This is a genomic window from Pseudomonas amygdali (assembly GCF_002699855.1).
In the GTDB taxonomy this organism is placed as follows: domain Bacteria; phylum Pseudomonadota; class Gammaproteobacteria; order Pseudomonadales; family Pseudomonadaceae; genus Aquipseudomonas; species Aquipseudomonas amygdali.
Genome location: NZ_LKBW01000212.1, coordinates 12,909 through 37,873, shown reverse-complemented (window position 1 = coordinate 37,873; position 24,965 = coordinate 12,909). Strand labels below are relative to the sequence as shown.

Below are 24,965 nucleotides of genomic sequence, written 5' to 3'. Positions count from 1 at the left end.
GTTAAACAAAAACTCAGTGGCGACTGTCCTGATAGCTGTAATACGCGCCTACCAGCGGCAGAAACCACGGCTTGCCGAAGTGGCCGGGAATGGCTGGCCAGTTCAGGTCTTTCCAGGGATTGGCCAACGCCTTGCCTTCCATGACCTCAGCCATCACCCGCCCCATGTGCACCGACATCTGCACACCATGGCCGCTGTAGCCCATCGAGTAGAAGACGCCATTGTGTTCGCCTGCACGCGGCAGGCGGTCGGACGTCATGTCCACCAGTCCGCCCCAGCAGTAGTCGACCTTGACGTGCGCCAGTTGCGGAAACATCTGCACCATCGCCGCTTGCAGCACCTTGCCGCTCTTGGCATCGGAACTGCTATTGGACATGGCGAAGCGTGCCCGCCCGCCGAACAGCAGGCGGTTGTCCGGGGTAAGACGGAAATAGTTGCCGATCAAACGGCTGGTCACGTAAGCGCGCTGGTTGGGAAACAGCTGGTCAATCAGCGCTTGCGGCAACACTTCGGTAACGATGACGAAACTGCCAACCGGCACGATGCGTCGGCGATACCAGCCCAACCCGCCGTGCTGGCAGGCACCGGTCGCCAGTAACACCTGCCCGGCCTGAATAGAGCCTTTCGAGGTGTTGACTACGAAGCCGCCACGGTTGGCTTTCCAGTCCTTCACCGTGGCACCCTGATACACCTTTGCGCCGTTGCGCACAGCCGCATCGGCCAGGCCCAGGCCGAAACGGCCAACGTGCATCTGCACACCGTTGCGCTGCAAAAGGCCGCCGTGGAATTCGTTTGAATCGATTTCGCCGCGCACGTCCTCTGCGGACAGCAACTCTACGTCGGCATCCACCTCACGACGAATCAGCTCGCAGGTACGCGCCAGTCCTTCGTAATGTCCTGGCTTGGCCGCCAGCTTGAGCTTGCCGTTACGCTTGATGTCGCAGGCGATGTTTTCCTGCTCGACCACCGTGACCACGCTCTGCACCGCACTTTCATAAGCCTGGTAATACTCGCGCGCCTGATCGGCCCCCAGGGTCGCGCTCAATGACGCGTAGTCCTGAGCCACGCCGGTATTGCACTGTCCGCCGTTGCGGCCCGACGCTTCGCCGATCACCCGGCCAGCTTCCAGAACCACCACGCTGGCACCTTTCAAGGCCAATGCACGCGCCGCCGCAAGACCGGTGAAACCGCCACCGACCACCACAACGTCTGCCTGCCCCTCCACTGCGCCGTCCTGCGCGCCGGTAAAGTCTGGAGCCGTATCGAGCCAGTAAGACTCACTGCGCATTCTGTTCCCCTTGTCACTCATAGAAGAGCACCTTGAAAAATGCCGGTGTTGCGCGAGTTGTCCGGTTTAGAGGCCGACCAGCCCGGCCAGCCCGCCAATGTCCGGGATCTGGTGGTATTCGTAGAAACTGTTGGCTGGCTGTTCATGACCGCGAGCCACGAATGCCTTGTTCTTGATTTTCATGTCGTGTGCGGAAAACAGGTCGTAACGGAAGCTTGAAGACACATGCAAGATGTCTTCCGGGCCGCAACCCAGGTTGTCGAGCATGAACTCGAACGCAGCCAGACGTGGCTTGTAGACCTTGGCCTGGTCAGCGGTGAACACCTTGTGGAACGGCGCGCCGAGCTTTTCGACGTTGGACATGATTTGGCTGTCGCTGGCGTTGGAGAAAATCACCAACGGGATCATGTCGGCGATTTTCGACAGACCGGCGGGCACATCGGCGTGTGGGCCCCAGGTCGGCACGGCGTCGTAATACAGCTGGCCTTCTTCGCGGTATTCAACGTTCCAGCGCTTGCAGGTGCGAGCCAGTGCAACCTTGAGAATTTCGTCGTACGGCATCCAGTCACCCATGACCTGATCCAGACGATACGCCGAAAAATCCTTGACGAATTGATCCATCTGTTCGGCCGGTACGCGGTCGGCGAAGAGCTCGCGCGTCATGGTGCCCATGTGGAAATTGGTCAACGTGCCGTAGCAGTCGAACGTAATGAATTTTGGTCGAAGAAAGCTCATTGTGTGCGGTCCTGAAAGTTCGTTGAGGTCATGGCATGACGAGCAATCCGGCCTCATTTCCAAGGGCGGTGATGCACGCTGCAGCACAACCTCATTACAACACCGTGAAATCAGCATATGGCGTTAAAAGTGATGGCTGCTTGATAGAAACCACCGTTTTGAGGTGCGCGCTCAGCAGACTTTGCGGGGCGCTCCAGCCTTGGGCAGCCCCCGTTTTTGGCGCTTTTTTGACCCTTTTCAGGGCGCTCGGGCTCAAACACGCGGGTTTGCACCGCAGAAACTGCGCCGCGCCAGTGATCTGCGAGCAGCAAATTCCGGCGGCTATATAAAGAGCCTGAAACCGAAGAAAAACCACAAGCATTTGCTGCCGGGTGCCCACCCGATTTAAGCAGTAACTGTGGTCTGGAGAACGGCGGTTTGTGGAATCTGCCGAATGCTTGCAGGCCTCTTGTCAGCGCCCGCAGCAGATGGGATACAGCAAGCCTGCCGCAGCCTTTTATTTGCCGGTGCATCCTTCTGGACGGAGACACGTCATGCTCGCTCAGCAACGCCTCGACTTTGAATTTCGCCCCATGACCGCAGCCGATGTCGGTAACGCTCATGAGTTATCCATTGCCCTGAAGTGGCCGCATCGACTGGAAGACTGGGCCATGCTGCAACGGGTCGCCAAAGGCTTTGTTGCAGTACACAACGGTCGCTTGATCGGCAGTGCCTTTGCCTGCCATCAGGGCGAGTTTTCCACGATTGGTCTGGTGATTGTCAGCGACGACTATCAAGGCAAGGGCATTGGCCGCAGATTGATGGAGCTTGCTATCGGCTGCGTGCCGCCACGCACCGCCATCCTCAATGCAACACTTGCTGGCGCACCGCTGTACGAGAAAATGGGCTTCGTCAGTTTTGGTGAGGTTCAACAGCGTCAGGGGCAGGCACAACTGCCTGACACAACCGCATTGGAAGCACAGGAAAGCAGTCGTGCGCTGAGCGAGGCTGACCACGCTCGTGTGCTGGAACTGGCCAACGCCGGTTCGGGCATGGACCGTTCGGCAACGCTGGGCGATGTGCTGAATAACCTTGAGCACGCAGTCGGCATCGAACGCGATGGCCAGTTGCAGGCTTTTGCCCTGTTGCGTCCTTTCGGCCGTGGCCTGTGCATCGGCCCTGTCGTCGCCCAGACGGTGGAACAGGCCCGCCACATGATCAAGCAACTGCTGGCCAAAGTGCCCTACGCATTTGTACGCATCGACATCCCGACCGACTGCGGCCTGGCCGACTGGCTGGACGAAGCCGGCCTCAAGCGTGTCGACAGCGTGACCTGCATGAGCATGGGCGCAGTTCCGCAAGCCCGCCAGGGCGTGCGCCAGTTTGCGCTGATTACCCAGGCGATCGGCTGATCGCCCGGAAGAACATCATCGTGCCAATGCTCTGCGCTCAGCGTTACACAAAAGTGCGGATGAGCTCTAAAAGCGCGGCTGAAACCGCAGTGGCAGGCTGGGCAGAAACCTACAGTGGGAGCGAACTTGTTCGCGAAGACGGTAATTCAGGCGATATATTTTCGAAGAATGTACCGGCCCTTTCGCGAACGAGCGAAGCGTCGCCCGGTCCGCTCCCACAAGAGTTGGGTATAACGCCAAGCGCACCGCGTTGGAACGATCATCGATGAATCATAAATTCTCATCCAGGAGCCCAACCCAATGCCCCACCCCACAGTCCTGCTATTGGCCCGCGCTGACCTCAGCCCGGTAGATACCGAATTCACCACCGGCCCCATTGATGCGCATGACCCGTTCGACAGTGGCCGCCGCACGGCATTTGTCGATGAACAGGGTATTGCGGCTGGCATCGTTGAATTGGGTACGGCACTCTCGATAGAGGCCTACCCCTACACCGAAATGCTGGTGATACATCGCGGCAGCGTCACGCTGACCTCTGGCACCGGCAGCATCACCATCAGCACCGGCGAAAGTGCCGTGATCGGTCGTGGCACGCAAGTACGTATCGAAGCGCAACCGGACAGCCTCTGGGCGTTCTGCGTATCCACTCAGGCCAATGGCCCCGACAAACCCGGTATTACCGCTCTGGACCGCCTCGCCATGCTCACACCGTCCTCACCGCCAGACCCGGCGATCATGATCAGCGCGCTGCCGCAGTGCCGCAGCAACAACCTGTTTGAAGACACCGCAAGCACTTTGCGCATCGGCGTCTGGGACTCCACACCCTACGAGCGTATCTCGCGCCCGCACAAAATCCATGAGCTGATGAACCTGATCGAAGGCAGCGTAGTGTTGAGCCTGGAAAATGGCCAGAGCCTGACTGTGAATACCGGCGATACCGTATTCGTCGCCCAGGGCGCGCCCTGCAAATGGACCAGCACGGGGTATGTGCGCAAGTTTTATGCAGTGACGTGAAGATAGTTATTGCGCCCTTCAGCCTTGTAGGGCGCAACATACTTACACGCTTAGCTCTCGCTAGCGCAGTTAATCCAGTGCAGCGCTAAAAGACAAGAATAAAAAATATCTTTTGCCAATGCGCCAAGAATCAGAAGTTTCCTACTTGCCTTTCGTGTCGCCTGTGTTAAAAAACAACAACGAATGTCAGCAAGTAAAATTTGCTCCTGATGGACACGGCAAGATAGCGATACGCTTCATGCATCGCTTTAACTCTTATTTATTATATTGACTGGAGGTACTTTATCTGACCGACGCATTCACTATGCGTACGCCCTGCCTATCCCTCCGTGACACTCTATAAGCTGAACGATCCATATGGGCACGAACGACCGTTGCCCCGTTTCGTCGTGCTTTTATCTTATTTAAAACGCTTTGAAGTTACTCATTTACTCAAGGACTATTCCCTATGAAAAACGACAAGACCTTATTGGCCTCCCTTGCTTTTGCAACACTGTGCACCAGCGTTACTGCGCAAGCGGGACCAGCAGTTACTGTTACATTTAAAAACCTGGGCTCCGAGGTGGCGGAGTATAAACCCGTTACGCGTAATGAGATCTCTGCCCGGCTGAATGCTAAATCACCGATTAACTCTGCAGTCCCCCCGGGAGGTTCAGATACTTACTCGATGCAAAGCACTCTATCACCGGATACCAGCTACGCCAGTGTTCGCTACGTCATGGGTTCCAAGGTTTGCGTATTCTCGACCACCTTCATAAAACTTCCCGGTGCAGGCGGGGCCAAGGTGCCGAAATGGAACCGGGCTGCAAATTCTGAAGGCGGCGCTACCTGCACGGCGACGTCTCGTGCTACCAATCTCTCCACCTACGCGTGGGCTGCTGAGTTCACCATGAAATAAGCCCCGGAGCGTGCGTGTCGCATTTTGATACGCACGCTTTTCAGCGGAAAACTAAAGCGGTGTCTGGCTGGGCCGATACAAAGAGTGAATATAAAGCCACGGATTGGCCTCTGCCGCGAGGACGCTGCATGATTGATACAATATCCCTCAAACACCTCACCCATAAAACCGCACTAACAGCTGTCGAGGAAAGCACCTTCGCCACGCCTTTAAACTCCAGCCTTAAAGAACTTGATTCTGGGCCTACCCCTGACGGCGCCACCTTCTCGACATTGTCCACTCAATTAAGTAGCAGCGCAGCACGAGCCCAAGCCCGCGACAGCAGTCTTGACTTCAAAAACCTGGGGGCCTTGGCAAAAAAAATTAGTGATAAAGTTGCAGGCAACAGCTATTACGCCAGTAGAAAACTGCACGACGCAGAGATTCCGGATACGGACGACCCTGCATTGCTCGAAAGAGCCATGCAAGCGACTTCGTTCAACAACGGGGCAGGAAAAAACCCATTCGCGGGTTTATCTCAGGATCAACTGAGGTTGATTATTTATGACGAGGGTGGCGACTTCACAATAAACGAAAGAAATGCCGCGTACTCCGAAAACTACTCTCAAGAGCAAGTATGGAAAAGGGCCATATGCCAAAGGTATACCGACGAATACAACGAAACCGGCAAAAGTACTCAAACACTGGTCATGCTTCTCGCCCACTACGACCAGCTGCCACCCATAGAAAAAGCACAATACCCCGCCAATTACGCCGCGCTCATCACATCGGACGACAGCTCGGCCATGGACATTTTCAACGCGCGGAAAAGCCAGTCAGATATTCAGGAGGCTTGATTGCAAGACATGAAGAATCGCCGTAACGCTTCCGAAAACTTGAGTGTCGACGAGGAAGACACAATTGCGCGCGCTCAGCGCCGCAAATCAAGGAGTGCTCCGACGTTCCAGCACTATCTATTGATGGTGCTTTTACTGATGGGGCTGTGCGCTTACGGCCTGTTTCATTACCGGCATTTGCCGAAAACAATCGATGCCGCGCCTGCGCTATCTTCTGCTTTCGTCGATGCCGACGCTTCAGCCGTTGCTCCGCTACCACTACACGAGACGCCGGGCCGCCCCCAAACGCTGTCTGAGTGCATGGGACCGGATAATCTCATCGACGAAACAGTCGCTACCTGTCGATTTGGCAAAGGCCAAGAGACAGTTCGAAATTCAACCGCACAGGGCATGGTGTCTGCGAGCTACATGAGCCACTACAAGGCACAACAGCAAAGGCCGCAGCCAAGGCTCGCAGCGGCGCAATTCGTTGAGTCGGCCGTTGTGTGGCAGTGGGACAGGAAGCGCACCTATCACGCTGAATGGATCGTTACAGATGCTCAAATCGACGGCACCAGCGTGTGCCGTAACTGGCGTAGAGGCTCAATCGAATACCGGGAGTGTCGCAAGGGTGCCAAGGTGTATTTCAAGGAGCAGTGCAAGCGTCTCGCTGAATCCGCCACTCGCCAACGCTATTGCAGTGCGGCGAGCGGGTTTAATCCGTTGGGCTGAGCTGCGGCCACAGCTTTACTCAGGGTTCAGACCCAGCACGTAGAACTTGCTGTCCACCGCAATTAGCGGAAAGCTCGCAGGCAGATCCTCTTTTGCGATCTCCTGGAAACCGTGCTTCTCATTATCTATGTGCGGCGAGAAATTTGTCGGTTGTACCCAGAAACACTTCGGTCACGCCTTTGCGAGTCGACTCTTCGATCAAACGGTCCAGCAGCCTGGCTGCAATCGAGAACTCTTTGCCGCGAAACGGCGCGGCAACGAACATCTTGCGCAGCGCTGCCTGCCCTGAGCCGATGTCCTTGAGCGCGATGCTGCCGACGACGTGATCACCTTGCACCGCGACCCAGAAATCACCTGTGCCGATCTGGTAAAACGTGGGGATCGCCTTCAGATCAGGCTGATCCTCGGCGGTGATGGGGATACCGAATTCTTCACGCTGGATGGGCAGGATCAATGCCGACACACCTTGCTCATCGTTCGGCACAAAACGACGTACCTGAATTCCGGTCGCTGTCACAAACCACCTCCTTGCCATCGTCACAAATGGAAATGAGTATTCCAGACAAGCAAACGCCCCGACAAGTCGAGGCGTTTACATGAGCATTTACGGGGTCCGTATGTGGGGACGGACACGGAGATGTTTAATTACAACATGGCTCCGGCGACCTCGCAGTTACGACGGTTGCCGTTGAATCAGGCATTCAGTCTTGCCCCTCCAACCCCGGCCGTGGACAACTCCCGACCGCCGCGATTGAGCTGATCACTGGCCTAATGCGCTGTGGCCGAAGCAATAGCCATATGAGCAGATTTTTCGACGCATGAACGGCACAGGCTAGGCCATCCATCATGTGGTCAAACGTCGCGGACGTGCGGGCTCACGATGTTAATCGAGTCACATGGAGAGAGAGAATCGATACTCCGGTGCGCAGCGAAATTGACGGTTTGGCTACACAGGCTAAACAATGCAGATCTGCATTACGTTGCTCCGGCAGTTCTGCCGCTGCGCGAGAGGTCCTGAGCGGATTTGGGATTTTATTGTTTTACCAAGGAACGGGTTTATGGCTGAAGTAAAGAAAATACCTTACTACACGATGAAACGGTCTATTTTTCGTGGCAAAGTATGGAAAGAAAATTATGGCCTAGAGGGGGCTGTCCCCATCAATACTCCGCAAAAAATCTCCTATAATCGTTGCGCGCCTGGTCAAGTAGTCTTAAAGCCCACAGAGCGCAGTAAAGAGCAACGTATGGCGCAACAAACAGAAGCGGGAGGTAAGAGATCGCTTACTGAAGTTAAAAATAATAAACCATCCTCCGGGGAAACCAAACCCTCAAAGCCCTATACGCTAGAGCGCGATGCGGAAGATAAGGAAAAGCTTCCAGAGTTTGATCTTCAGGATATTCCTTTGGCCATGGACAAAATAGGTTGGCCGACAGCTGCCAAGATCGCCAAACGGTGGTTCGCTAGCCCTAAGCATATCTACAATGATCAACCCAATTCAGTTCAACCCATTGATGACACAACAGTGACATTAAAATGGGCTTTTAAGTATGGAAGCGTAGCAGAAAAATTTAATGAATTAATTGAAGAAAAAATTCATTCTGAAAAAGCAATTGCAGGTGCTAAACAAAAAATCCTCAAGCATGTAAAAAATAAATTCGATGATTCTAGTTCGGCAGCAAATCTTTCCTTTGATACGTCTCCTTGGATAGGGGATATCAGGCAGTTTCATATTGACTGGCAAATTCAGTTTCAGGCAATATCAACAAGTAACACTCTTGACGGCATGAGTTTAACTGATCTCACTGCCACGCTAGGAAATTTTAATATCTATGCTGCTATTGGCAGGGTTGAAGTTGCTGTGGAAAAATTTTACAGATATGACGATACAGCCAGAACCAAAACTTTTTGCGCTGAAGCTACGGCGACCATTACTAGTGTATATACCTACCTGAAAGATAACTATTCCTTTAACGACAAAAATGATGGCAATAGTCAATATCTAGGGCACTGGAACAAAAATGACATGATTCTTTCCTACTCTGCCGTTGTCAGTGATCTTGTTGACGGTAAGAAAATTCATACTAATATGGGTAGTACCCCTATAACTGAAACTAAAATCAATTGGGACTATTTGCCTGGCGGGCAGATTGACAAGCCAGTAGATAAAAGAACAGGTATTGTCAGAAAATTTATGGAGAAAGATGTTTACTGGCCTGTGTACAATAGCTCTTATAGTGAGTGGAGAGAGAAGCATGGTCGGGGTGGCGATTTTATGATTTACAGCAGACCTGAAATACATAAACTAAAAAAGCCTATTATCATAAAGCTGGATACATTATGCAAACCCTCAGAGCCCATGTAAGAAAAATGTACCTCTGGTCTTTTTTCTTCTTTGTTTTTATATTTATTGCTTTGGTTATTTACTCCACTGCATTTAACGTGCTAGACAATACTGACTGCCAGAGCTACAATCACACTAAAGAATTAAAAGGAGGCACAAAAAACTTCGACAATGAGAAATTTATAATAAATATTTGCGGAGCCGGACTCAACAACAGTCTTTTTAATGGCGATGGCATGGAGAGGGTCCGGCTGACTATCTTCGACGATCAAGGCGAGCTGTTAGCCAGGAGATACTATAGGATCTTTTGGGACGGCCAGCCCGGACATGAGCCGCTTAAGTTTTCTGAAAGCAGTGTTACCTATCAAGACGACAAGGAGCAGAAAGATCACGCAATCACTATGCCTCCTACACGCTTGGAGTGGATTCGGGCAAGGCTTCCCCTATAATTTTGGTCCTCATACGAATGGGCTTATTACGGATATTAGAGAAGCCCTGATGCAGTGGAAACGCTCATTGATAAGGATTTAGCCAGAGACTATACGAGCCCTCTGATTGACTCTGAAGTAAAGGGCGTAAAGTTTTATTTATTGAAGTGCCTTGATCTCTACCCCGGTAAAGAACTCAATGCTCTGGTAAAGAAGTTTGTAATAAAGCCGGGCCATACCTACAGGCAAGATAATAAATGACTGATGCCAACGCTGATATTTACACGGAGGTTGTGCGGACGCCATTCAATCGTCGAGTCGCAATCTGAACGGTTCTACATCAAGTACTCAATTCCAGGACCAAAAAAAACCGCCTGATGAAGGCGGTTTTTTTAGAGGACGCTAATTACAACTTCGGACCCGCAGCCTTGATGGCGTCGCTCACGTCGAACTTCTTGAAGTTCTCCACGAACAGGCCAGCCAGGGCCTTGGCGGCTTCGTCGTAGGCCGCTTTGTCAGCCCAGGTGTTGCGTGGGTTGAGCAGGCCGGTGTCGACGCCGGGTACCGATTTCGGTACGTCGAGGTTGATGGTGTCCAGGTGCTCGGTTTCTGCACCGATCAGTGCGCCGCTCTGGATGGCTGCGATCACGCCACGGGTGGTCGGGATGTTGAAGCGCTTGCCGACGCCGTAGCCACCGCCGGTCCAGCCGGTGTTGACCAGGTAGACCTTGGATTTGAAGCCGCGGATGCGCTTGATCAGCAGTTCAGCGTATTCGCCAGCCGGACGCGGGAAGAACGGGGCGCCGAAGCAGGTGGAGAAGGTGGACTTGATGCCCGAACCCGAACCCATTTCGGTCGAACCGACCAGTGCGGTGTAACCCGACAGGAAGTGGTAGGCAGCCTGTTCTTCACTGAGGATCGACACTGGTGGCAGGACGCCGGTCAGGTCGCAGGTCAGGAAGATCACGGCGTTTGGCTCGCCGCCGAGGTTTTTCGGTGCGCGTTTTTCGATCAGTTCACGCGGGTAGGCCGCACGGCTGTTCTGGGTCAGGCTGCTGTCGGCGTAGTCGGCTTTTTTGGTGACCGGGTCAAGTACGACGTTTTCCAGTACGGCGCCGTGCTGAATGGCTTTCCAGATGACCGGCTCGTTCTTCTCGGACAGGTCGATGCACTTGGCATAGCAACCGCCTTCGATGTTGAACACCACACCTTCGCCCCAGCCGTGCTCGTCGTCACCGATCAGGTAACGGCTTTCATCGGCGGACAGGGTGGTCTTGCCGGTGCCGGACAGGCCGAAGAACAGGGTTACATCGCCCTCTTTGCCCATGTTGGCGGCGCAGTGCATCGGCAGCACGTCCGAAGCTGGCAGCAGGAAGTTCTGTACCGAGAACATGGCTTTCTTCATTTCGCCGGCATAACGCATGCCTGCGATGAGTACCTTGCGCGCGGCGAAGTTGATGATGACGGTGCCATCGGAGTTGGTGCCGTCACGCTCAGGGTCGCAGACGAACCATGGCGCGTTCTGGATTTCCCACTCGTCCTTGCCAGCCGGGTTGTACTGTTCAGGGTTGATGAACAGACAACGGCCGAACAGGTTGTGCCACGCAGTTTCGGTGGTCATCTTGACGGGCAGGTAGTGCGCAGGATCGGAGCCTACATGAACGTGGGAAACGAAGCGCTCGCGCTCGGCCAGGTATGCACCGACACGGTTCCACAAGGCGTCGAATTTCTCGGCCGGAAACTTGCGGTTGATCGGGCCCCAGGCGATGGCGTCCTGGGTGCTCGGCTCTTCAACAATGAAACGATCGACCGGCGAACGGCCAGTACGATGGCCTGTCTCCACAACCAGTGCGCCAGTGTCGGAAAGTACGCCTTCGTTACGGGCAAGGGCTTCCTTGACCAGTTCGTCGGTGCTCAGATCGGTGTGCACAGCGTTGTTGATTTGCGTCATGAGGTTCCCCGTCGGCCTGTAGCCGAGTGCTCCAAACGGTTTTGTAGTAAAAAAACAACCACTACTACAGCGTAAAAGTGGGCTGGATTATGCCAGAAATGCCCAGAAATGGTAGGACCCTCCTGTCAGAACAGCATTACAAGGGCCCATACCGTATTCTGAGGGACTTTACGCGTTGATCAATGGAGCGTGTCAGATGGCGAATCGACACCGCCGCCAGCAAACAGCTGTGCAACGTCAGTGGCATCGAACAGGTAGCGCTCGTTGCAGAACTGACAGTCGATCTCGATGCTGCCGTTGTGCTCGATGACCAGTTGCTGCGCGTCCTCCAGGCCAAGACTGACCAGTGCGTTGGCCGAGCGCTCGCGCGAGCAACTGCAGCGAAAACAGATTGGCTGGGCGTCGAACAGGCGCACTGGGTCTTCGTGATACAGGCGATGCAAAATGGTCTGGTTGTCCAGGCCGAGCATTTCTTCGGCAGTCAGGGTGCTGGCGAGGGTAATGACATGTTCCCAGCTGGCATCGCGCTCTTCCGGGTCGGTGATCTGTGCGGCAGGCAGTTGCTGCAGCAGCAGGCCGCGGGCGCGATGACCGTCAGCCTTGAGCCAGAAACGGGTGCCCAACTGCTCGGACATCACGAAGTAGTTAGAGAGGCTTTCCGACAGGTCGACGCCATCCAGCGCCACAATGCCCTGATAGCGCTTGCCCTTGTGCGGGTCGACAGTCAATGCCAGCGAACCGTCAGGCATCAGGTCCTGCAGGCCAGCGGCTGGCGTGATGAGCGTTTCGTCATAGCGGGCGATGCCGCGCAGCTCGCGTTCGCTGGAGCATTCGACCATCAGCAGCGGTACAGCGCCGCTGGAGCGCGCCTGCAAAATCAGCAGTCCGTCGAACTTGAGGGTGCCGACCAGCAGAGCGGCGGCAGCCATCAGTTCTCCCAGCAACTGCGCGACCGGCTCCGGGTACGGGTGCTTGGCGAGTACTTCGGCATAACTGCGTTCAAGGGCTACCAGCTCTCCACGAACGTCGCTTTCGTCGAAGATGAAGCGCTGGGTGAAATCGGTGTCCGGTAAATCATGCATAGGGAAGGTATCTGAAGTAATGACATTGGATGGCACGCGGCTGAGCAAGCACCGTCCGGCACTCGAAAGCGCCGTGGCCATGCGGATTGACCGGCATTTTAGGAGCTATCCGGTGCGCTTCCAAGCGGGTTGGCCGTTCGGGCTGATCGCCGGAGCCGCCATGCGCTGTTTTCAGTCGTTGTTGTGGCTGGCACGGAAACCAAAAAGCTCCCGGCGTTGCTTCTTGGTGGGCTTTCCGTCGGTAGTTACACCCAGGTTGCCAGCCTTGCGCTGAGCGGCCGCGCTTTCTCTTTTGGCGATGCTGTCGGGTGTCTCGCTATACAGCGTCTGCGCCTCAGGCGCACCCCGGCGAACGGTGGACAACGCCTCGACCACTATCGTGCGCTCATCGAAGCCCATGCGAATCTGAAACTCGTCGCCTGGACGAGGCTCCTTGCCGGGCTTGCAACGTTCGCCGCGACAGTGCACCTTGCCGCTTTCGATAGCTGCTTTGGCCAATGCGCGTGTTTTGAAAAAACGTGCGGCCCACAGCCATTTATCCAGACGGACCTTGTCATCTTCTTCCGGCTTTTGCGCCATTTGAATTCCTCATCAGTGCAGCAGTCTGAACGTTATCGGGCTCATCAGGAAACGCGACTGCGTCGCTCGCCTGATGTGTACACACCCACACGAACATGAAGTAACCGATCCTTGCTTGTCAAAAACAGCTATTCCCCTTTTCATTGCCCGACCCCTACATGGAGCGCGACGTGACAGATTTTCCAACTTCGTTGACCGCCCCCAGAAAAGGGTGCGCGGGATGCACGGGCAGTCCGGAACTGGATTTCTCGTTTGACTACGCGTATCAACCGATCGTGAACCTTCACGACCAGTCGATTTTCGCTCACGAGGCGCTGGTTCGTGGCCCCAATGGCGAAGGTGCGATGTCCGTTCTGAGTCAGGTCAACGACCAGAACCGCTACCGCTTCGATCAGGCGTGTCGGACCACCGCCATCGCCGGTGCCGCGAAACTGGGCATGAACGAGCGTTTATCGATCAACTTTTTGCCCAACGCCGTGTATCGTCCCGAGCTGTGTATCCGCAGCACGCTGGAGGCCGCCAGGCAGCATGACTTTCCTGTCGAGCGTTTGATTTTCGAAACAATCGAAAGCGAGCATGTGGATAACAACGGGCACTTGTGCAATATTCTGCGCGAGTATCGCGAGTTCGGCTTCATGACCGCCATCGATGATTTCGGTGCCGGGTATTCCGGGCTGACGCTGCTCGCGGACTTTCAGCCAGACCTGATAAAGCTCGACATGAACCTGATTCGCGACATTCATCGTGATCGCGCGCGTCAGGCTATTGTTCGGGGTGTTGTCACAATGTGTTCGGACTTGGGGATTAAGCTCATTGCCGAAGGTATAGAGCAGGTTGAGGAGCGGGACTTTCTCGCCGATTGCGGCATTTTCCTGATGCAGGGCTATCTGTTCGCCAAACCTGCATTCAAAGCCCTGGCGCAGATAGCACCTGACGTCTGGCAGAAGTCTTGAGACATACGGAATTGCATTGAAAACATTCGACCATCTGACAGTCATCGGCCTGCGCGAGTGGGTAGCGCTTCCCGACCTGGGGGTGGCGGGCCTGCGGGCAAAAATCGATACCGGTGCGAGCACGTCAAGCCTGCATGCCACCGAAATCGAACCTTTTGAGCGCGATGGCCAGAAATGGGTGCGCTTCAACGCGTATCTGGGCACTGTGGTTCAGTTGCGGCATCGCCGCTGCGAGGCGCAACTGGTCGCCATGAAAACCATTAAAAGCTCCAATGGCCACGCGCAGGTGCGTTACGTCATTCGCACTACGCTGGCCCTGGGTGATCGTATCTGGCCAGTGGAATTCACACTGGCTTGCCGCAAGTCGATGCGTTATCGACTGCTGCTGGGTTCCAAGGCGCTGATCGACGGCCAACTGGTGGTCAATCCGGGCATAACTTACGTACAAGACAAGCCGGTGTTCCCGGCCTCTACTTCCTCAGGTGTTGCATGAAGATCGCTGTGCTTTCGCGTAATCCGCGTCTGTATTCCACCCGTCGTCTGGTCGAAGCTGGCATCGAGCGTGGCCATGAGATGGTGGTGATCGACACCCTGCGCGCCTATATGAACATCGCCAGCCACAAGCCGCAGATCCACTACCGCGGCAAACCTCTGGAGGGCTTTGATGCGGTGATTCCGCGGATCGGTGCCTCGGTGACTTTCTATGGCTGTGCGGTGTTGCGTCAGTTTGAAATGATGGGCGTGTTTCCGCTCAATGAGTCGGTCGCCATTGCCCGCTCGCGCGACAAGTTGCGCTCGCTGCAACTGCTGTCACGTCGGGGCATCGGCTTGCCGGTGACAGGCTTTGCCCACTCGCCTGACGATATTCCCGACCTGATCCAGATGGTCAACGGCGCGCCGCTGGTCATCAAGGTGCTGGAAGGCACTCAGGGCATCGGCGTGGTGCTGTGCGAAACCGCTACGGCAGCCGAATCGGTGATTGAAGCCTTCATGGGGCTCAAGCAGGACATCATGGTGCAGGAGTACATCAAGAAAGCGGGCGGTGCCGATATTCGCTGCTTCGTTGTCGGTGACAAGGTCATCGCCTCGATGAAGCGTCAGGCCAAACCGGGCGAGTTTTGCTCCAACCTGCACCGTGGCGGCAGTGCCAGCCTGATCAAGATCACCCCGGAAGAACGCATGACTGCATTGCGTGCAGCCAGGGTCATGGGCTTGAGTGTGGCGGGTGTGGATATTCTGCGCTCCAATCACGGCCCGCTGGTGATGGAGGTCAACTCGTCACCTGGCCTGGAAGGCATTGAAGTCACCACCAGCAAGGATGTGGCCGGGATGATTATCGAGTATCTGGAGAAAAACAGCGGCCCGCACATGACCCGCACCAAAGGAAAAGGCTGACAGGGCGGCGACTCGACTCAATCGCTCAGGCCATGAGCTTGTCTGCGGATAAGCTGGCCTGAGCACTTCACTACCGTACATCTGTTAAATGCGCCGAGTAATCGATTCAGCACCGCTGTGTTCTTTCTGCAAACCCGCTTCTCTCCATCAGGCCGAAGACGACGTTTTAGCCACCTTCGCGCCGAATCGCCCTCTCGCCTCGCGACATAAATCAACACATTTCTGCTTATTTGTATGCCGATTGAGCATGAGGTAGTCGTTTACGGCATTAGACGTATGCGCGTGCCATGGGAATAGTTGCGACTTTTTTCGCCTGCTACAGAGCCGGGATGCTCGTCTGCGGTGACCTTCTCGGGACATTTCCAAAGGGATCCCCTGCCCTGAAACTGCTTTGAAAAGCACGCTCGGCGCATCGGTCTTGGACTTGCCCAAGCCACTTTGAACAAGGGTAATAATATGAAGAAGGCAAAGCTGAGTCTGGCCTGGCAGATTCTGATCGGACTGGTACTGGGTATCGCGGTGGGGGCGCTGCTCAACCATTTCAGCGCCGAGAAGGCCTGGTGGATCACCAATCTCCTGCAGCCTGCGGGCGATATCTTCATTCGTCTGATCAAGATGATCGTTATCCCTATCGTTGTCGCATCGCTGATTGTAGGCATCGCGGGTGTGGGCGACGCCAAGAAACTGGGGCGCATCGGTCTGAAGACCATCCTCTATTTCGAAGTCGTGACCACCATCGCCATTCTGGTGGGCCTGGTGCTGGCCAATGTGTTCCATCCGGGCACGGGTATCGACATGAGCACGCTGGGTACGGTGGATATCTCCAAATACCAGCAGACAACGGCCGAAGTTCAGCATGATCACGCGTTTATCGCGACCATTCTCAACCTGATCCCGTCCAACATCTTTGCTGCCATGGCGCGTGGCGAGATGCTGCCGATCATCTTCTTTTCAGTGCTGTTCGGTCTCGGGCTTTCCAGCCTGCAGGCAGAGGTCCGTGAGCCTCTGGTGAAGCTGTTTCAGGGCGTCTCGGAAACCATGTTCAAGGTCACGCACATGATCATGAACTACGCGCCGATCGGCGTGTTCGCGCTGATTGCGGTGACCGTCGCCAACTTCGGTTTCGCCTCCCTGTTGCCGCTCGCCAAGCTGGTGATTCTGGTATATGTGGCCATCGCCTTCTTTGCCTTCGTGGTGCTGGGGCTGATCGCTCGGGCGTTCGGCTTCTCGGTGATCAGGCTGATGCGCATCTTCAAGGACGAGCTGATTCTGTCCTACTCCACCGCCAGCTCCGAAACCGTACTGCCCGCGTGATCCAGAAAATGGAAGCGTATGGCGCGCCGAAGGCGATCTGCAGCTTCGTGGTGCCGACGGGTTATTCGTTCAACCTCGATGGTTCTACGCTTTATCAGAGCATTGCGGCGATCTTCATTGCCCAGCTGTATGGCATTGACCTGTCGATTGGCGCGCAACTGATGCTGGTTCTGACCCTGATGGTCACGTCCAAAGGTATCGCGGGTGTGCCGGGTGTTTCCTTCGTGGTACTGCTGGCAACGTTGGGCAGCGCCGGTATCCCGCTGGAAGGCCTGGCGTTTATTGCCGGTGTCGACCGGATCATGGACATGGCGCGTACGGCCCTGAATGTGATCGGCAACGCGCTGGCCGTACTGGTCATCTCGCGCTGGGAAGGCATGTACGACGATGAAAAGGGCGAGCGCTACTGGAACTCCCTGCCGCACTGGCGCAGCAAGGAACCTGTGCCGATGGGCCAGCCGACGGCTGACTGATCTTCGCCAATGTGCTGACAAACCCCGGACCTCCGGGGTTTGTTGTTTTCAGGTCGCCGGTTAGACTGCCTGCCTTACCAGAGGAATGAACATGAACGACGCACTTGACAATGACGAAGAAGAATTTGCCGCCTCGACCCTGATCGAAGCCATCGAGAACCAGATCGAGTCCGGTAATCCGCCAGCGGCCAAGGCTGTTTTCAACATGCTTACCCTGGTTAACTACGAGCGTGAAGACATTCTCGAAATGATGGCGCACGTCCTGGCCATCGAAATCGACGCCTTGCTGGAGCAGGACCGTCCGTTCGATACGCAATGGTACGAAGCAGCGCTGCGGGCCCTGCCCGATCTGCCCCCGGAAAAGTAACCTTGCGGTCAGGTTGTGCCAGCAAGATATATGCTGCAAACACTCCAGACGCTGACTACACTGCAAATGCCCCGCTGCCGCATGATCCTCCGGGGCTGCCACGCCAAACCGGCTTCAACGGTCATCCAGAACCGACGAGCGCAGATTGGACACGTCGATTCCAGAGCACACCCGCCAGCCGGCGAGGTCGTACTACTACAAAAAGTCTGGAGTACCTATGTCGTATACCCCTGAGTTGGTTGCCGAACTGGAAATCCTTGCACTGTTCAATCTGGGAAACACCCAGGAAGGCCTGAAAGTCCACCATGTAGCGGCACCCACTGCCGTTGCAGCAGCAAAAAGACTCTTCGATAAAGGACTGACGACCCAGGTCGATGGCGGTTATCTGACCAGCCTCGGGCTTGAGGCCGCTCAACATGCCCAATCACTGTTGACCATCCTCAACGTTTCCAAACAAGCTGCCTGACAGGCGCAGGGCCTGCGCACAAAAAAGCGTGGCAGGCCCTTCACTTATCTGAACGCCGGTCGATACAGGATTCTGGCGTCAGAATAACAACCCGACTGAATCCTCTTCTCTCGGCTGCAAAACTTCTCCGCCATCTTTGCTCAGTAATTCCACGCCTGCACAGGCCAGATGCCTTGAGTTGCGATGACGCGTAATCCTGAAATTCGCCCCGACCTGGATGAGGGCATCGACCGCAAGGTTCTCAGCCAGTTGCGCAACCGTTTCCTGTCACTCAATGACGGGCGATATGCGCGTGCCCTCGAAGGCATGTCGACCCGCCAGCAAAGCGTTCTGACCCTGCTGCCGCTGTTCTTTCACGTCAACCACCCTCTGCTGCCCGGTTACGTTTCCGGTGGTACGCCTGCTGGCGTCTCGCAGTACGAACCGGACACGCTGGCGCTGGCCGAAGCGCAACGCCTGACACGCTCCTTCTCTTACAAGGTCCGGCGTGGTAACGCTCCTCAGCCGATTCACGGCCTGTTCCTGATGGGCAGCCTCGGTACGCTGGCCCAGGCTGAACAAAGCGACATGGACGTATGGGTCTGCCACGACAGCGAACTGGAGCCGGAGGCCATCGCCGAACTGCGCAGGAAATGCCATGCCCTTGAAGCCTGGGCCGCCACTATGGGGGCAGAGGCGCACTTTTTCCTGATCGACCCGCAACGTTTCAAGCGTGGGGACCGCGACTCGCAGCTCAGCTCTGACGACTGCGGCACTACCCAGCATTACCTGTTGCTCGATGAGTTTTATCGCACGGCGATCTGGCTCGCAGGGCGCACCCCGATGTGGTGGCTGGTGCCAGTCTATGAAGAGCAGAACTATGAGGATTACACCCATACCCTGCTGAGCAAACGCTTCATTCGCGCCAGCGAAGTGCTCGACCTCGGGCCGATGTCGCACATTCCTGCGGCGGAATTTATTGGTGCCGGCTTGTGGCAGTTGTTCAAGGGTATCGAGTCGCCCTACAAGTCTGTTCTCAAGCTGCTGCTGATCGAGGTTTACTCCAGTGAACATCCCCGCGTGCAGTGCCTGAGCCTGCGTTTCAAGCAAGCGGTGTTTGCCAACCAACTGGACCTGGATGAGCTGGACCCGTACGTGGTTGTGTACCGGCGTATCGAAGAGCATCTGCAGGCACGCAACGAGCAAGAGCGCCTCGAACTGGTGCGGCGCAGCCTGTACCTGAAGGTCAACAAAAAGCTCACCGGCTCGAGCCGTCAGCGCAACACCGGTTGGCAACGCCTGCTGCTGGAGCGCCTGACCTCTGAGTGGGGCTGGGATGAACGACAACTGGCGCTGCTCGACAGCCGCAGCCAGTGGAAAGTGCGCCAGGTGGCCAGCGAGCGTCGTGCACTGGTTAACGAACTCAATTACAGCTATCGCTTTCAGACCCGGTTCGCCAGAACGCAAAGCACCGCCGACGCGCTCAATGCTCGTGACCTGACCATACTCGGTCGGCGCCTGTATGCCGCTTTCGAGCGCAAGGCGGGCAAGGTCGAGTTCATCAATCCGGGCATCGCTCCGGACCTTGCAGAAGATACGCTGACGCTGGTGCATTCCCCTGATAAACGCGAGCCAGGCAAGCATCAGTGGGCCCTGTACAACGGCAACCTGGGTATTCACGAGTGGCCGAACTTTTCGCCGATCAAGCGCAGTCGGGAATTGCTCGAGCTGCTGACCTGGTGCCACCGCAACAACGTGATCGACACCACGACCCGCGTGGCGCTGCATCCTGGCACCAGTGACTTGAGCGAGTTCGAGTTGTTCAACCTGCTCGGTGCCTTGCAGCAGAGTATTGAACTGCCGCTGCCCGAGGTCAGCGACGACGAGCTGCTCATGCCCAGTTCATCCAGCGAGATACTGTTGCTGGTCAATGTCGGTGTCGACCCGCTCAGGCATCACCGCGACCTTAGTATTCTGATGACCACCGAGCGCACTGACTCGCTCAGTTACGCGGGTGTCCGGGAGAATCTGGTGCTGACGCTGGACCAGATCACCCTCAATACCTGGAACGAAACGCTGGTCAGCCGCTATGACGGCCCGCATGCCCTGCTCGACTGCATGAGCGAACTGCTCGGCAGCCTGCCGCAGAGCGGTAAACAGCCGCAGATTCGCGTGCGCTGCTTCTGTCATAACCGGGCACCTGCCATCGCTCAGCGGGTTGAAGAACTGATCAGCACGGCCCGGTTATTACTCGCCAGGCGGTTGAACCATCGTTATCTGATTCAAGTGCAGCAGCAGTATCACGTGTTGGAGATCAAACCCGGGCAGGTCGGTCATGTAGTGGTCAACAGCCTGCCAGGCCTGTTCAAGTACCTGGGTGAAGAGCTGCCGTTGTACAGCCCTTTGCATCTGGACCCTCAGGCACTCGATGGCCACGATCTGGCGCTGATCCTGCCACTTGGTCAGCCTGAATGCATTCAGGTGTTCTACCGAATCAACGAGCCGGATGCCGACGTGTACGTGCTGGACGAACACAATTCGCTCTGGCACCAGCGCCTGCCGTATCACGACGAACAAAGCCTGCTGACGCCACTGCAGCGTTTTCTTCACTCGCTGGTTTATCGCCGAGGCGCGTCATTGCCGCTGGACGACCCGTCCGAGCCGGTTTCGCTGGAAACCCTTTATTACCAAGTGCTGCCTTCTGGCCCTGGGCTTGCCCGGCGTGTCGAACATCGGTTGGCACCGACTGCGGCGGACAAGGCGTTTTATGACGTGCAGGCAATCATCGAAGAAACCTCGCCCGGACAGCTGAGCGCCACGCTGTACTGCGATAACTGCGAGTTTTCCGAGCTGGAATATGGCGATCAGCTGTATGCCGCCGTTGCCCGGCAAATTCTCGGCAAGCGCCTGGAACCCCAGCGCTATCGCTGTTACATCACCGACCTGGACCTGTCCGGGCTGCTGGATGACCGGCATGGACAAAGCATCCTCTTCCTGCATCACAAGGCCGAGCTGGAAAAGCTGTTGAACGAGGCGATGGACCAGGCCTGACGTACGCTTGTTCTGCCCCTCGCGCCTATCGTTCCGCACGCTCCAGCGTGGGAATGCCGTTCTGGACGCTCTGCGTCCGCTCTTGAATGCGGAGGCGCTCTACGGATGCAGCGCCTTCGATTACTCGTACTCGCCCGCTGCTTCCGGCTGATATTCCACCGCCAGCAAGGTCAGCTTGAGGGTCTTGCCGCCCGGTGCTGGCCAGTCGATGTGCTGGCCGACCTGCAAACCCAGCAACGCCGAGCCCATTGGCGCGAGGACCGAGACGGTGCCGTCTGCGCCTGCATCCTGGGGATAAACCAGCTTGAGGTGGTAATCCTTGCCGCTGACTTCTTCACGGCAATGCACACGCGAATTCATGGTCACAACGCCCGCAGGCACTTCATCGTGGCCCACTACCTGATCGGCGCGGTCCAGTTCGGCCTGCAACGCCTGGATGCCCGGCGTGTCTTCGTCCTGGCTGGCGATAAAACTCTCGAGACGCTGTACGTCGAGGCGGGTGAGGATGATCGAAGGTGCTGTGGTCATGGTCTGGGCAGACTCCTTTATTCTCCATGAATAAAACAAAACCCCGCCGGGGTGGGCGGGGTTCTACGGGCCTCTCAATCTGGAGAAGCAGGTTCCGACACTAACACAGCGCAGTAAATACACAACCCGACGCGGCATCAGCCTGCGGTCTGGCCCGCGCTGGCTCGACGCTGTTCCGCTTCATGGCGAATCTGTCGACGACGATGGTCATCGGCCGAGCGCCATTCGCGGATGTCTTCGACATGACGGAAGCACCCGAGGCAAACCTTCTGCTCATCGAGCCGGCACAGGCTTATACAGGGCGACGCTACAGCCGGGCTGACGTTGCTGAAAAGCGGTTTGGGCGGTCGAACGGGGGACTGGCTCACGATCAGATCTCGTCGAAATCCAGTTCGACACCGGCTTGCTCAAGGGTGATGCGCGCAAGCATTTCGCTGAGCAGCTCATCACTGGTGTCGCATGCCCAACGGCTGTTCTCTTCGTCATAATCGAAATGGAAACCGCCGGAGCGGGCTGCCAGCCAAAGCTGACGAAGCGGCTCCTGACGACTGAAGATCAGTTGCGAGCCGTTTTCGAACTTGACGGTGAGGACGCCGGCCGAGTTTTCCAGGTCGACATCCAGGCCGCTCTCGTCGAAAACATCTTCCAGCACCTGCTGCGTCGCATCGACGAGGTCGTGAAAACGGGCTTCGGTCAAACTCATTGCGGGAACCTCGATAAGTGTCTGCAAATAGCGCAGAGGGGCAAGATACGGACGCAGCCAGGCAAATGCAAAGCTTACTCATCATTGACGATGCACGAGCACTTTAATCCCGATCAACCACCGCTCTGCTGCGGCTTTCACGTCAAAGGCACGCCAGACGGGACGCCGCTCGCATAGGCAAGCTGCCGGGTGGTCGGTATACTCGGGCGCAATTAATGCTTTTACAAAGGATTTCGCCATGAAGCGCCTGATCTCTTCGCTTGCTGCGCTTGTCGCGGTCGCTTGTCTTGTTACAGCCTGCGGCCAGAAAGGCCCGCTGTATCTGCCGGATGACACCAAAACTCCGGATGAACAAGCCAAATCGCAATCGCACAAGCACCTTTAAGGGAATTCAATGGACGCCTTCAACTACCGCGACGGTGAGCTGTTCGCGGAAGGGGTAGCATTGTCTGCCATTGCCGAGCGCTTCGGCACGCCGACCTATGTCTACTCGCGCGCTCATATAGAGGCGCAATACCGTGCCTACGCCGATGCGCTGAGCGGCATGCCGCATATGGTCTGCTTCGCCGTAAAAGCCAACTCCAATCTGGGCGTGTTAAATGTCCTGGCGCGTCTTGGCGCCGGTTTCGACATTGTTTCGCGCGGCGAACTGGAGCGTGTGCTGGCCGCAGGCGGCAAAGCCGAGAAGATCGTGTTTTCCGGCGTCGGCAAGACCCGTGAAGACATGCGTCGCGCTCTTGAAGTCGGCGTGCATTGCTTCAACGTCGAATCCACCGACGAGCTTGAGCGTCTGCAGGAAGTGGCTGCCGAGCTCGACGTTCGTGCGCCGATATCGCTGCGGGTCAACCCGGATGTGGATGCAGGCACTCACCCTTACATCTCCACCGGCCTTAAAGAAAACAAATTCGGCATCGCCATTGCAAATGCCGAAGACGTTTACATTCGCGCCTCGCAACTGCCAAACCTGGAAGTGATCGGGGTCGACTGCCATATTGGCTCGCAACTGACCACGCTCGAGCCGTTCATTGATGCGCTGGATCGCCTGCTGGACCTGGTTGATCGCCTGGGCGATTGCGGCATTCACCTGCACCATATCGATCTGGGTGGCGGTCTTGGTGTGCGTTATCGCGACGAAGAGCCTCCGCTGGCGGCCGACTACATCAAAGCCGTGCGTGAGCGACTGGCTGGTCGTGATCTGGGGCTGTTGTTCGAGCCGGGGCGCTTCATCGTGGCCAACGCAGGCGCGCTGCTGACCCGCGTCGAATACCTCAAGCACACCGAGCACAAGGATTTCGCCATCGTCGATGCGGCGATGAACGATCTGATCCGCCCAGCGCTTTATCAGGCGTGGATGAACGTCACAGCGGTGCGCCCGCGCGACGGCGAACCTCGTGCGTACGACATCGTCGGGCCGATCTGCGAGACCGGCGACTTTCTCGCCAAAGGGCGCGAGCTGGCGCTGGCCGAAGGCGATCTGCTGGCGGTCCATTCGGCCGGTGCCTATGGCTTCGTCATGAGTTCGAACTACAACACCCGTGGCCGTGCTGCTGAGGTACTGGTCGACGGTTCCCAGGCTTTTGAAGTGCGTCGTCGCGAAACCGTGGCCGAGCTGTTCGCTGGCGAAAGCCTGCTGCCGGAGTAATCCCATGCTGCTGCGTTTTACCAAGATGCACGGGCTGGGTAACGACTTCATGGTCCTGGATCTTGTGAGTCAGCACGCGCACATCTTGCCCAAGCATGCCAAACAATGGGGCGACCGCCACACCGGTATCGGTTTCGATCAGCTTTTGCTGGTCGAGGCGCCGAACAATCCGGATGTGGACTTTCGCTACCGAATCTTCAACTCCGATGGTTCCGAAGTCGAACAGTGCGGCAACGGCGCGCGCTGCTTTGCCCGTTTCGTACTCGACAAGCGCCTGACGGCCAAGAAGCAGATACGCGTCGAGACCAAGAGCGGCATCATTGAGCTGGATATCCGCAGCGACGGGCAGATCAGCGTCGATATGGGGCCACCCAGGTTTGTCCCGGAAGAAATACCTTTCGAGGCCGCAGAGCAGGCCACCCGTTACAACGTCGAGGTAGACGGGCAGAATATCGAACTGGCTGCTGTGTCCATGGGCAATCCGCATGCCGTACTGCGTGTCGATGACATCAATAACGCGCCGGTCCACGAGCTGGGGCCAAAGATCGAGCATCACCCGCGCTTTCCGGCACGGGTCAATGTGGGCTTTCTCCACGTGGTGGATCGTCAGCGTGCGCAGTTGCGTGTCTGGGAGCGTGGTGCCGGGGAAACCCAGGCCTGTGGCACCGGTGCCTGTGCGGCGGCGGTTGCTGCCATCAGCCAGGGCTGGATGGATTCGCCACTGCTGATCGACCTGCCCGGAGGGCGCCTGTCCATCGAATGGGCTGGGCCGGGACATTCTGTCATGATGACCGGCCCCGCCGTCAGGGTTTATGAAGGCCAAGTTCGTCTTTGAGTGA

At 56.4% G+C, this 24,965-nt stretch carries 25 protein-coding genes and 3 pseudogenes; 18 read left to right on the top strand and 10 right to left on the bottom strand.

Annotated features, from left to right (window positions below; genetic code table 11):
- Positions 1-13: 13 nt before the first annotated feature.
- From AO277_RS14440 to AO277_RS28560, 3 genes are all read right to left on the bottom strand, one after another.
- Positions 14-1,288: an NAD(P)/FAD-dependent oxidoreductase gene (locus AO277_RS14440; protein ID WP_044319371.1), complete on the bottom strand. Its 1,275-nt coding sequence runs from the start codon at positions 1,286-1,288 to the stop codon at positions 14-16.
- Positions 1,289-1,354: 66 nt separating this feature from the next.
- Entirely contained in the window at positions 1,355-2,023 is a 669-nt protein-coding gene (locus tag AO277_RS14435) for a haloacid dehalogenase type II (protein ID WP_044319372.1), read from the bottom strand.
- 110 nt (positions 2,024-2,133) lie between these two features.
- A complete protein-coding gene (locus AO277_RS28560; protein ID WP_169748175.1) occupies positions 2,134-2,625 on the bottom strand; it encodes a hypothetical protein in 492 nt (163 codons plus the stop codon).
- Between AO277_RS28560 and AO277_RS14425 the strand changes: the two genes are divergently transcribed.
- From AO277_RS14425 to AO277_RS14400, 5 genes are all read left to right on the top strand, one after another.
- Entirely contained in the window at positions 2,557-3,414 is an 858-nt protein-coding gene (locus AO277_RS14425) for a GNAT family N-acetyltransferase (RefSeq protein ID WP_044319373.1), read from the top strand. The two genes, AO277_RS28560 and AO277_RS14425, sit on opposite strands and share 69 nt — an antisense overlap.
- A gap of 300 nt (positions 3,415-3,714) precedes the next feature.
- Positions 3,715-4,428: a cupin domain-containing protein gene (locus tag AO277_RS14415; protein WP_044319374.1), complete on the top strand. Its 714-nt coding sequence runs from the start codon at positions 3,715-3,717 to the stop codon at positions 4,426-4,428.
- Positions 4,429-4,876: 448 nt separating this feature from the next.
- A complete protein-coding gene (locus AO277_RS14410) occupies positions 4,877-5,326 on the top strand; it encodes a hypothetical protein (RefSeq protein WP_044319375.1) in 450 nt (149 codons plus the stop codon).
- 128 nt (positions 5,327-5,454) lie between these two features.
- The gene (locus AO277_RS14405; RefSeq protein ID WP_044319376.1) at positions 5,455-6,162 is read left to right on the top strand and encodes a hypothetical protein; all 708 of its coding nucleotides are present in this window, start codon (positions 5,455-5,457) and stop codon (positions 6,160-6,162) included.
- Positions 6,163-6,300: 138 nt separating this feature from the next.
- Positions 6,301-6,873 carry a hypothetical protein gene (locus AO277_RS14400; RefSeq protein ID WP_044319379.1) on the top strand — a complete coding sequence of 191 codons (573 nt, stop codon included), beginning with the start codon at positions 6,301-6,303 and terminating at the stop codon, positions 6,871-6,873.
- A 15-nt stretch (positions 6,874-6,888) separates the two neighbouring features.
- On the opposite strand, the pseudogene AO277_RS14395 reads toward AO277_RS14400, so the two are convergent.
- Positions 6,889-7,390: pseudogene (locus tag AO277_RS14395) on the bottom strand (GNAT family N-acetyltransferase).
- Between the two features lie 541 nt (positions 7,391-7,931).
- On the opposite strand from AO277_RS14395, the gene AO277_RS14390 reads away from it, so the two are divergent.
- The 3 genes and pseudogenes from AO277_RS14390 to AO277_RS14380 form a co-directional block, all read left to right on the top strand.
- Positions 7,932-9,236: a DUF6402 family protein gene (locus AO277_RS14390; RefSeq protein ID WP_099259040.1), complete on the top strand. Its 1,305-nt coding sequence runs from the start codon at positions 7,932-7,934 to the stop codon at positions 9,234-9,236.
- Positions 9,212-9,664: a hypothetical protein gene (locus AO277_RS14385; protein WP_180273447.1), complete on the top strand. Its 453-nt coding sequence runs from the start codon at positions 9,212-9,214 to the stop codon at positions 9,662-9,664. Before AO277_RS14390 ends, AO277_RS14385 begins: the two co-directional genes overlap by 25 nt.
- Positions 9,665-9,709: 45 nt before the next feature.
- Positions 9,710-9,904: pseudogene (locus AO277_RS14380) on the top strand (T6SS amidase immunity protein Tai4 family protein); the annotation flags it as partial.
- 145 nt (positions 9,905-10,049) lie between these two features.
- Here the strand turns inward: AO277_RS14380 and AO277_RS14375 are convergent.
- The 3 genes from AO277_RS14375 to AO277_RS14365 all read right to left on the bottom strand — a co-directional run bounded on the left by AO277_RS14375 (position 10,050) and on the right by AO277_RS14365 (position 13,255).
- The gene (locus tag AO277_RS14375; protein WP_044318918.1) at positions 10,050-11,594 is read right to left on the bottom strand and encodes a phosphoenolpyruvate carboxykinase; all 1,545 of its coding nucleotides are present in this window, start codon (positions 11,592-11,594) and stop codon (positions 10,050-10,052) included.
- A 179-nt stretch (positions 11,595-11,773) separates the two neighbouring features.
- A complete protein-coding gene (hslO, locus tag AO277_RS14370) occupies positions 11,774-12,676 on the bottom strand; it encodes an Hsp33 family molecular chaperone HslO (RefSeq protein WP_044318917.1) in 903 nt (300 codons plus the stop codon).
- Between the two features lie 171 nt (positions 12,677-12,847).
- Entirely contained in the window at positions 12,848-13,255 is a 408-nt protein-coding gene (locus AO277_RS14365; protein WP_002555828.1) for an RNA-binding S4 domain-containing protein, read from the bottom strand.
- A gap of 170 nt (positions 13,256-13,425) precedes the next feature.
- Here AO277_RS14365 and rimA point away from each other — a divergent pair, with 170 nt between their 5' ends.
- From rimA to AO277_RS14330, 7 genes and pseudogenes are all read left to right on the top strand, one after another.
- A complete protein-coding gene (gene rimA / locus AO277_RS14360; protein ID WP_044318916.1) occupies positions 13,426-14,208 on the top strand; it encodes a S6 modification regulatory phosphodiesterase RimA in 783 nt (260 codons plus the stop codon).
- A 16-nt stretch (positions 14,209-14,224) separates the two neighbouring features.
- Entirely contained in the window at positions 14,225-14,701 is a 477-nt protein-coding gene (rimB, locus tag AO277_RS14355; RefSeq protein ID WP_044318915.1) for a retropepsin-like aspartic endopeptidase RimB, read from the top strand.
- The gene (gene rimK, locus AO277_RS14350) at positions 14,698-15,603 is read left to right on the top strand and encodes a 30S ribosomal protein S6--L-glutamate ligase (RefSeq protein WP_044318914.1); all 906 of its coding nucleotides are present in this window, start codon (positions 14,698-14,700) and stop codon (positions 15,601-15,603) included. The genes rimB and rimK overlap by 4 nt, the downstream gene beginning before the upstream one ends.
- A 456-nt stretch (positions 15,604-16,059) precedes the next feature.
- Positions 16,060-17,390: pseudogene (gene gltP / locus AO277_RS14345) on the top strand (glutamate/aspartate:proton symporter GltP).
- A 91-nt stretch (positions 17,391-17,481) separates the two neighbouring features.
- A complete protein-coding gene (locus tag AO277_RS14340) occupies positions 17,482-17,757 on the top strand; it encodes a hypothetical protein (protein WP_004659597.1) in 276 nt (91 codons plus the stop codon).
- A 217-nt stretch (positions 17,758-17,974) separates the two neighbouring features.
- Positions 17,975-18,223 (top strand): TIGR02647 family protein, encoded by a 249-nt coding sequence (locus tag AO277_RS14335; protein ID WP_002555822.1) that lies wholly within the window; start codon positions 17,975-17,977, stop codon positions 18,221-18,223.
- A 183-nt stretch (positions 18,224-18,406) separates the two neighbouring features.
- On the top strand, positions 18,407-21,253 hold the full coding sequence (locus AO277_RS14330; protein ID WP_044318913.1) for a class I adenylate cyclase: 2,847 nt from the start codon (positions 18,407-18,409) through the stop codon (positions 21,251-21,253).
- A 120-nt stretch (positions 21,254-21,373) separates the two neighbouring features.
- Here AO277_RS14330 and rnk read toward each other — a convergent pair whose 3' ends face one another.
- The 3 genes from rnk to cyaY form a co-directional block, all read right to left on the bottom strand.
- Complete coding sequence (rnk, locus tag AO277_RS14325) at positions 21,374-21,781, bottom strand: nucleoside diphosphate kinase regulator (RefSeq protein WP_005743168.1); 408 nt, start codon at positions 21,779-21,781, stop codon at positions 21,374-21,376.
- A gap of 137 nt (positions 21,782-21,918) precedes the next feature.
- The gene (locus tag AO277_RS14320; RefSeq protein ID WP_002555819.1) at positions 21,919-22,149 is read right to left on the bottom strand and encodes a DUF1289 domain-containing protein; all 231 of its coding nucleotides are present in this window, start codon (positions 22,147-22,149) and stop codon (positions 21,919-21,921) included.
- Between the two features lie 2 nt (positions 22,150-22,151).
- Positions 22,152-22,484 (bottom strand): iron donor protein CyaY, encoded by a 333-nt coding sequence (cyaY, locus tag AO277_RS14315; RefSeq protein ID WP_002555818.1) that lies wholly within the window; start codon positions 22,482-22,484, stop codon positions 22,152-22,154.
- A 238-nt stretch (positions 22,485-22,722) separates the two neighbouring features.
- Between cyaY and lptM the strand changes: the two genes are divergently transcribed.
- Genes lptM through dapF form a run of 3 tightly spaced genes read left to right on the top strand, consistent with a single transcriptional unit; the run spans position 22,723 to position 24,961 of the window.
- Positions 22,723-22,869 carry an LPS translocon maturation chaperone LptM gene (lptM, locus tag AO277_RS14310; protein ID WP_002555817.1) on the top strand — a complete coding sequence of 49 codons (147 nt, stop codon included), beginning with the start codon at positions 22,723-22,725 and terminating at the stop codon, positions 22,867-22,869.
- Between the two features lie 9 nt (positions 22,870-22,878).
- Positions 22,879-24,126: a diaminopimelate decarboxylase gene (gene lysA, locus AO277_RS14305; RefSeq protein WP_044318912.1), complete on the top strand. Its 1,248-nt coding sequence runs from the start codon at positions 22,879-22,881 to the stop codon at positions 24,124-24,126.
- Positions 24,127-24,130: 4 nt separating this feature from the next.
- A complete protein-coding gene (gene dapF, locus AO277_RS14300) occupies positions 24,131-24,961 on the top strand; it encodes a diaminopimelate epimerase (protein WP_004659606.1) in 831 nt (276 codons plus the stop codon).
- Positions 24,962-24,965 lie beyond the last annotated feature (4 nt).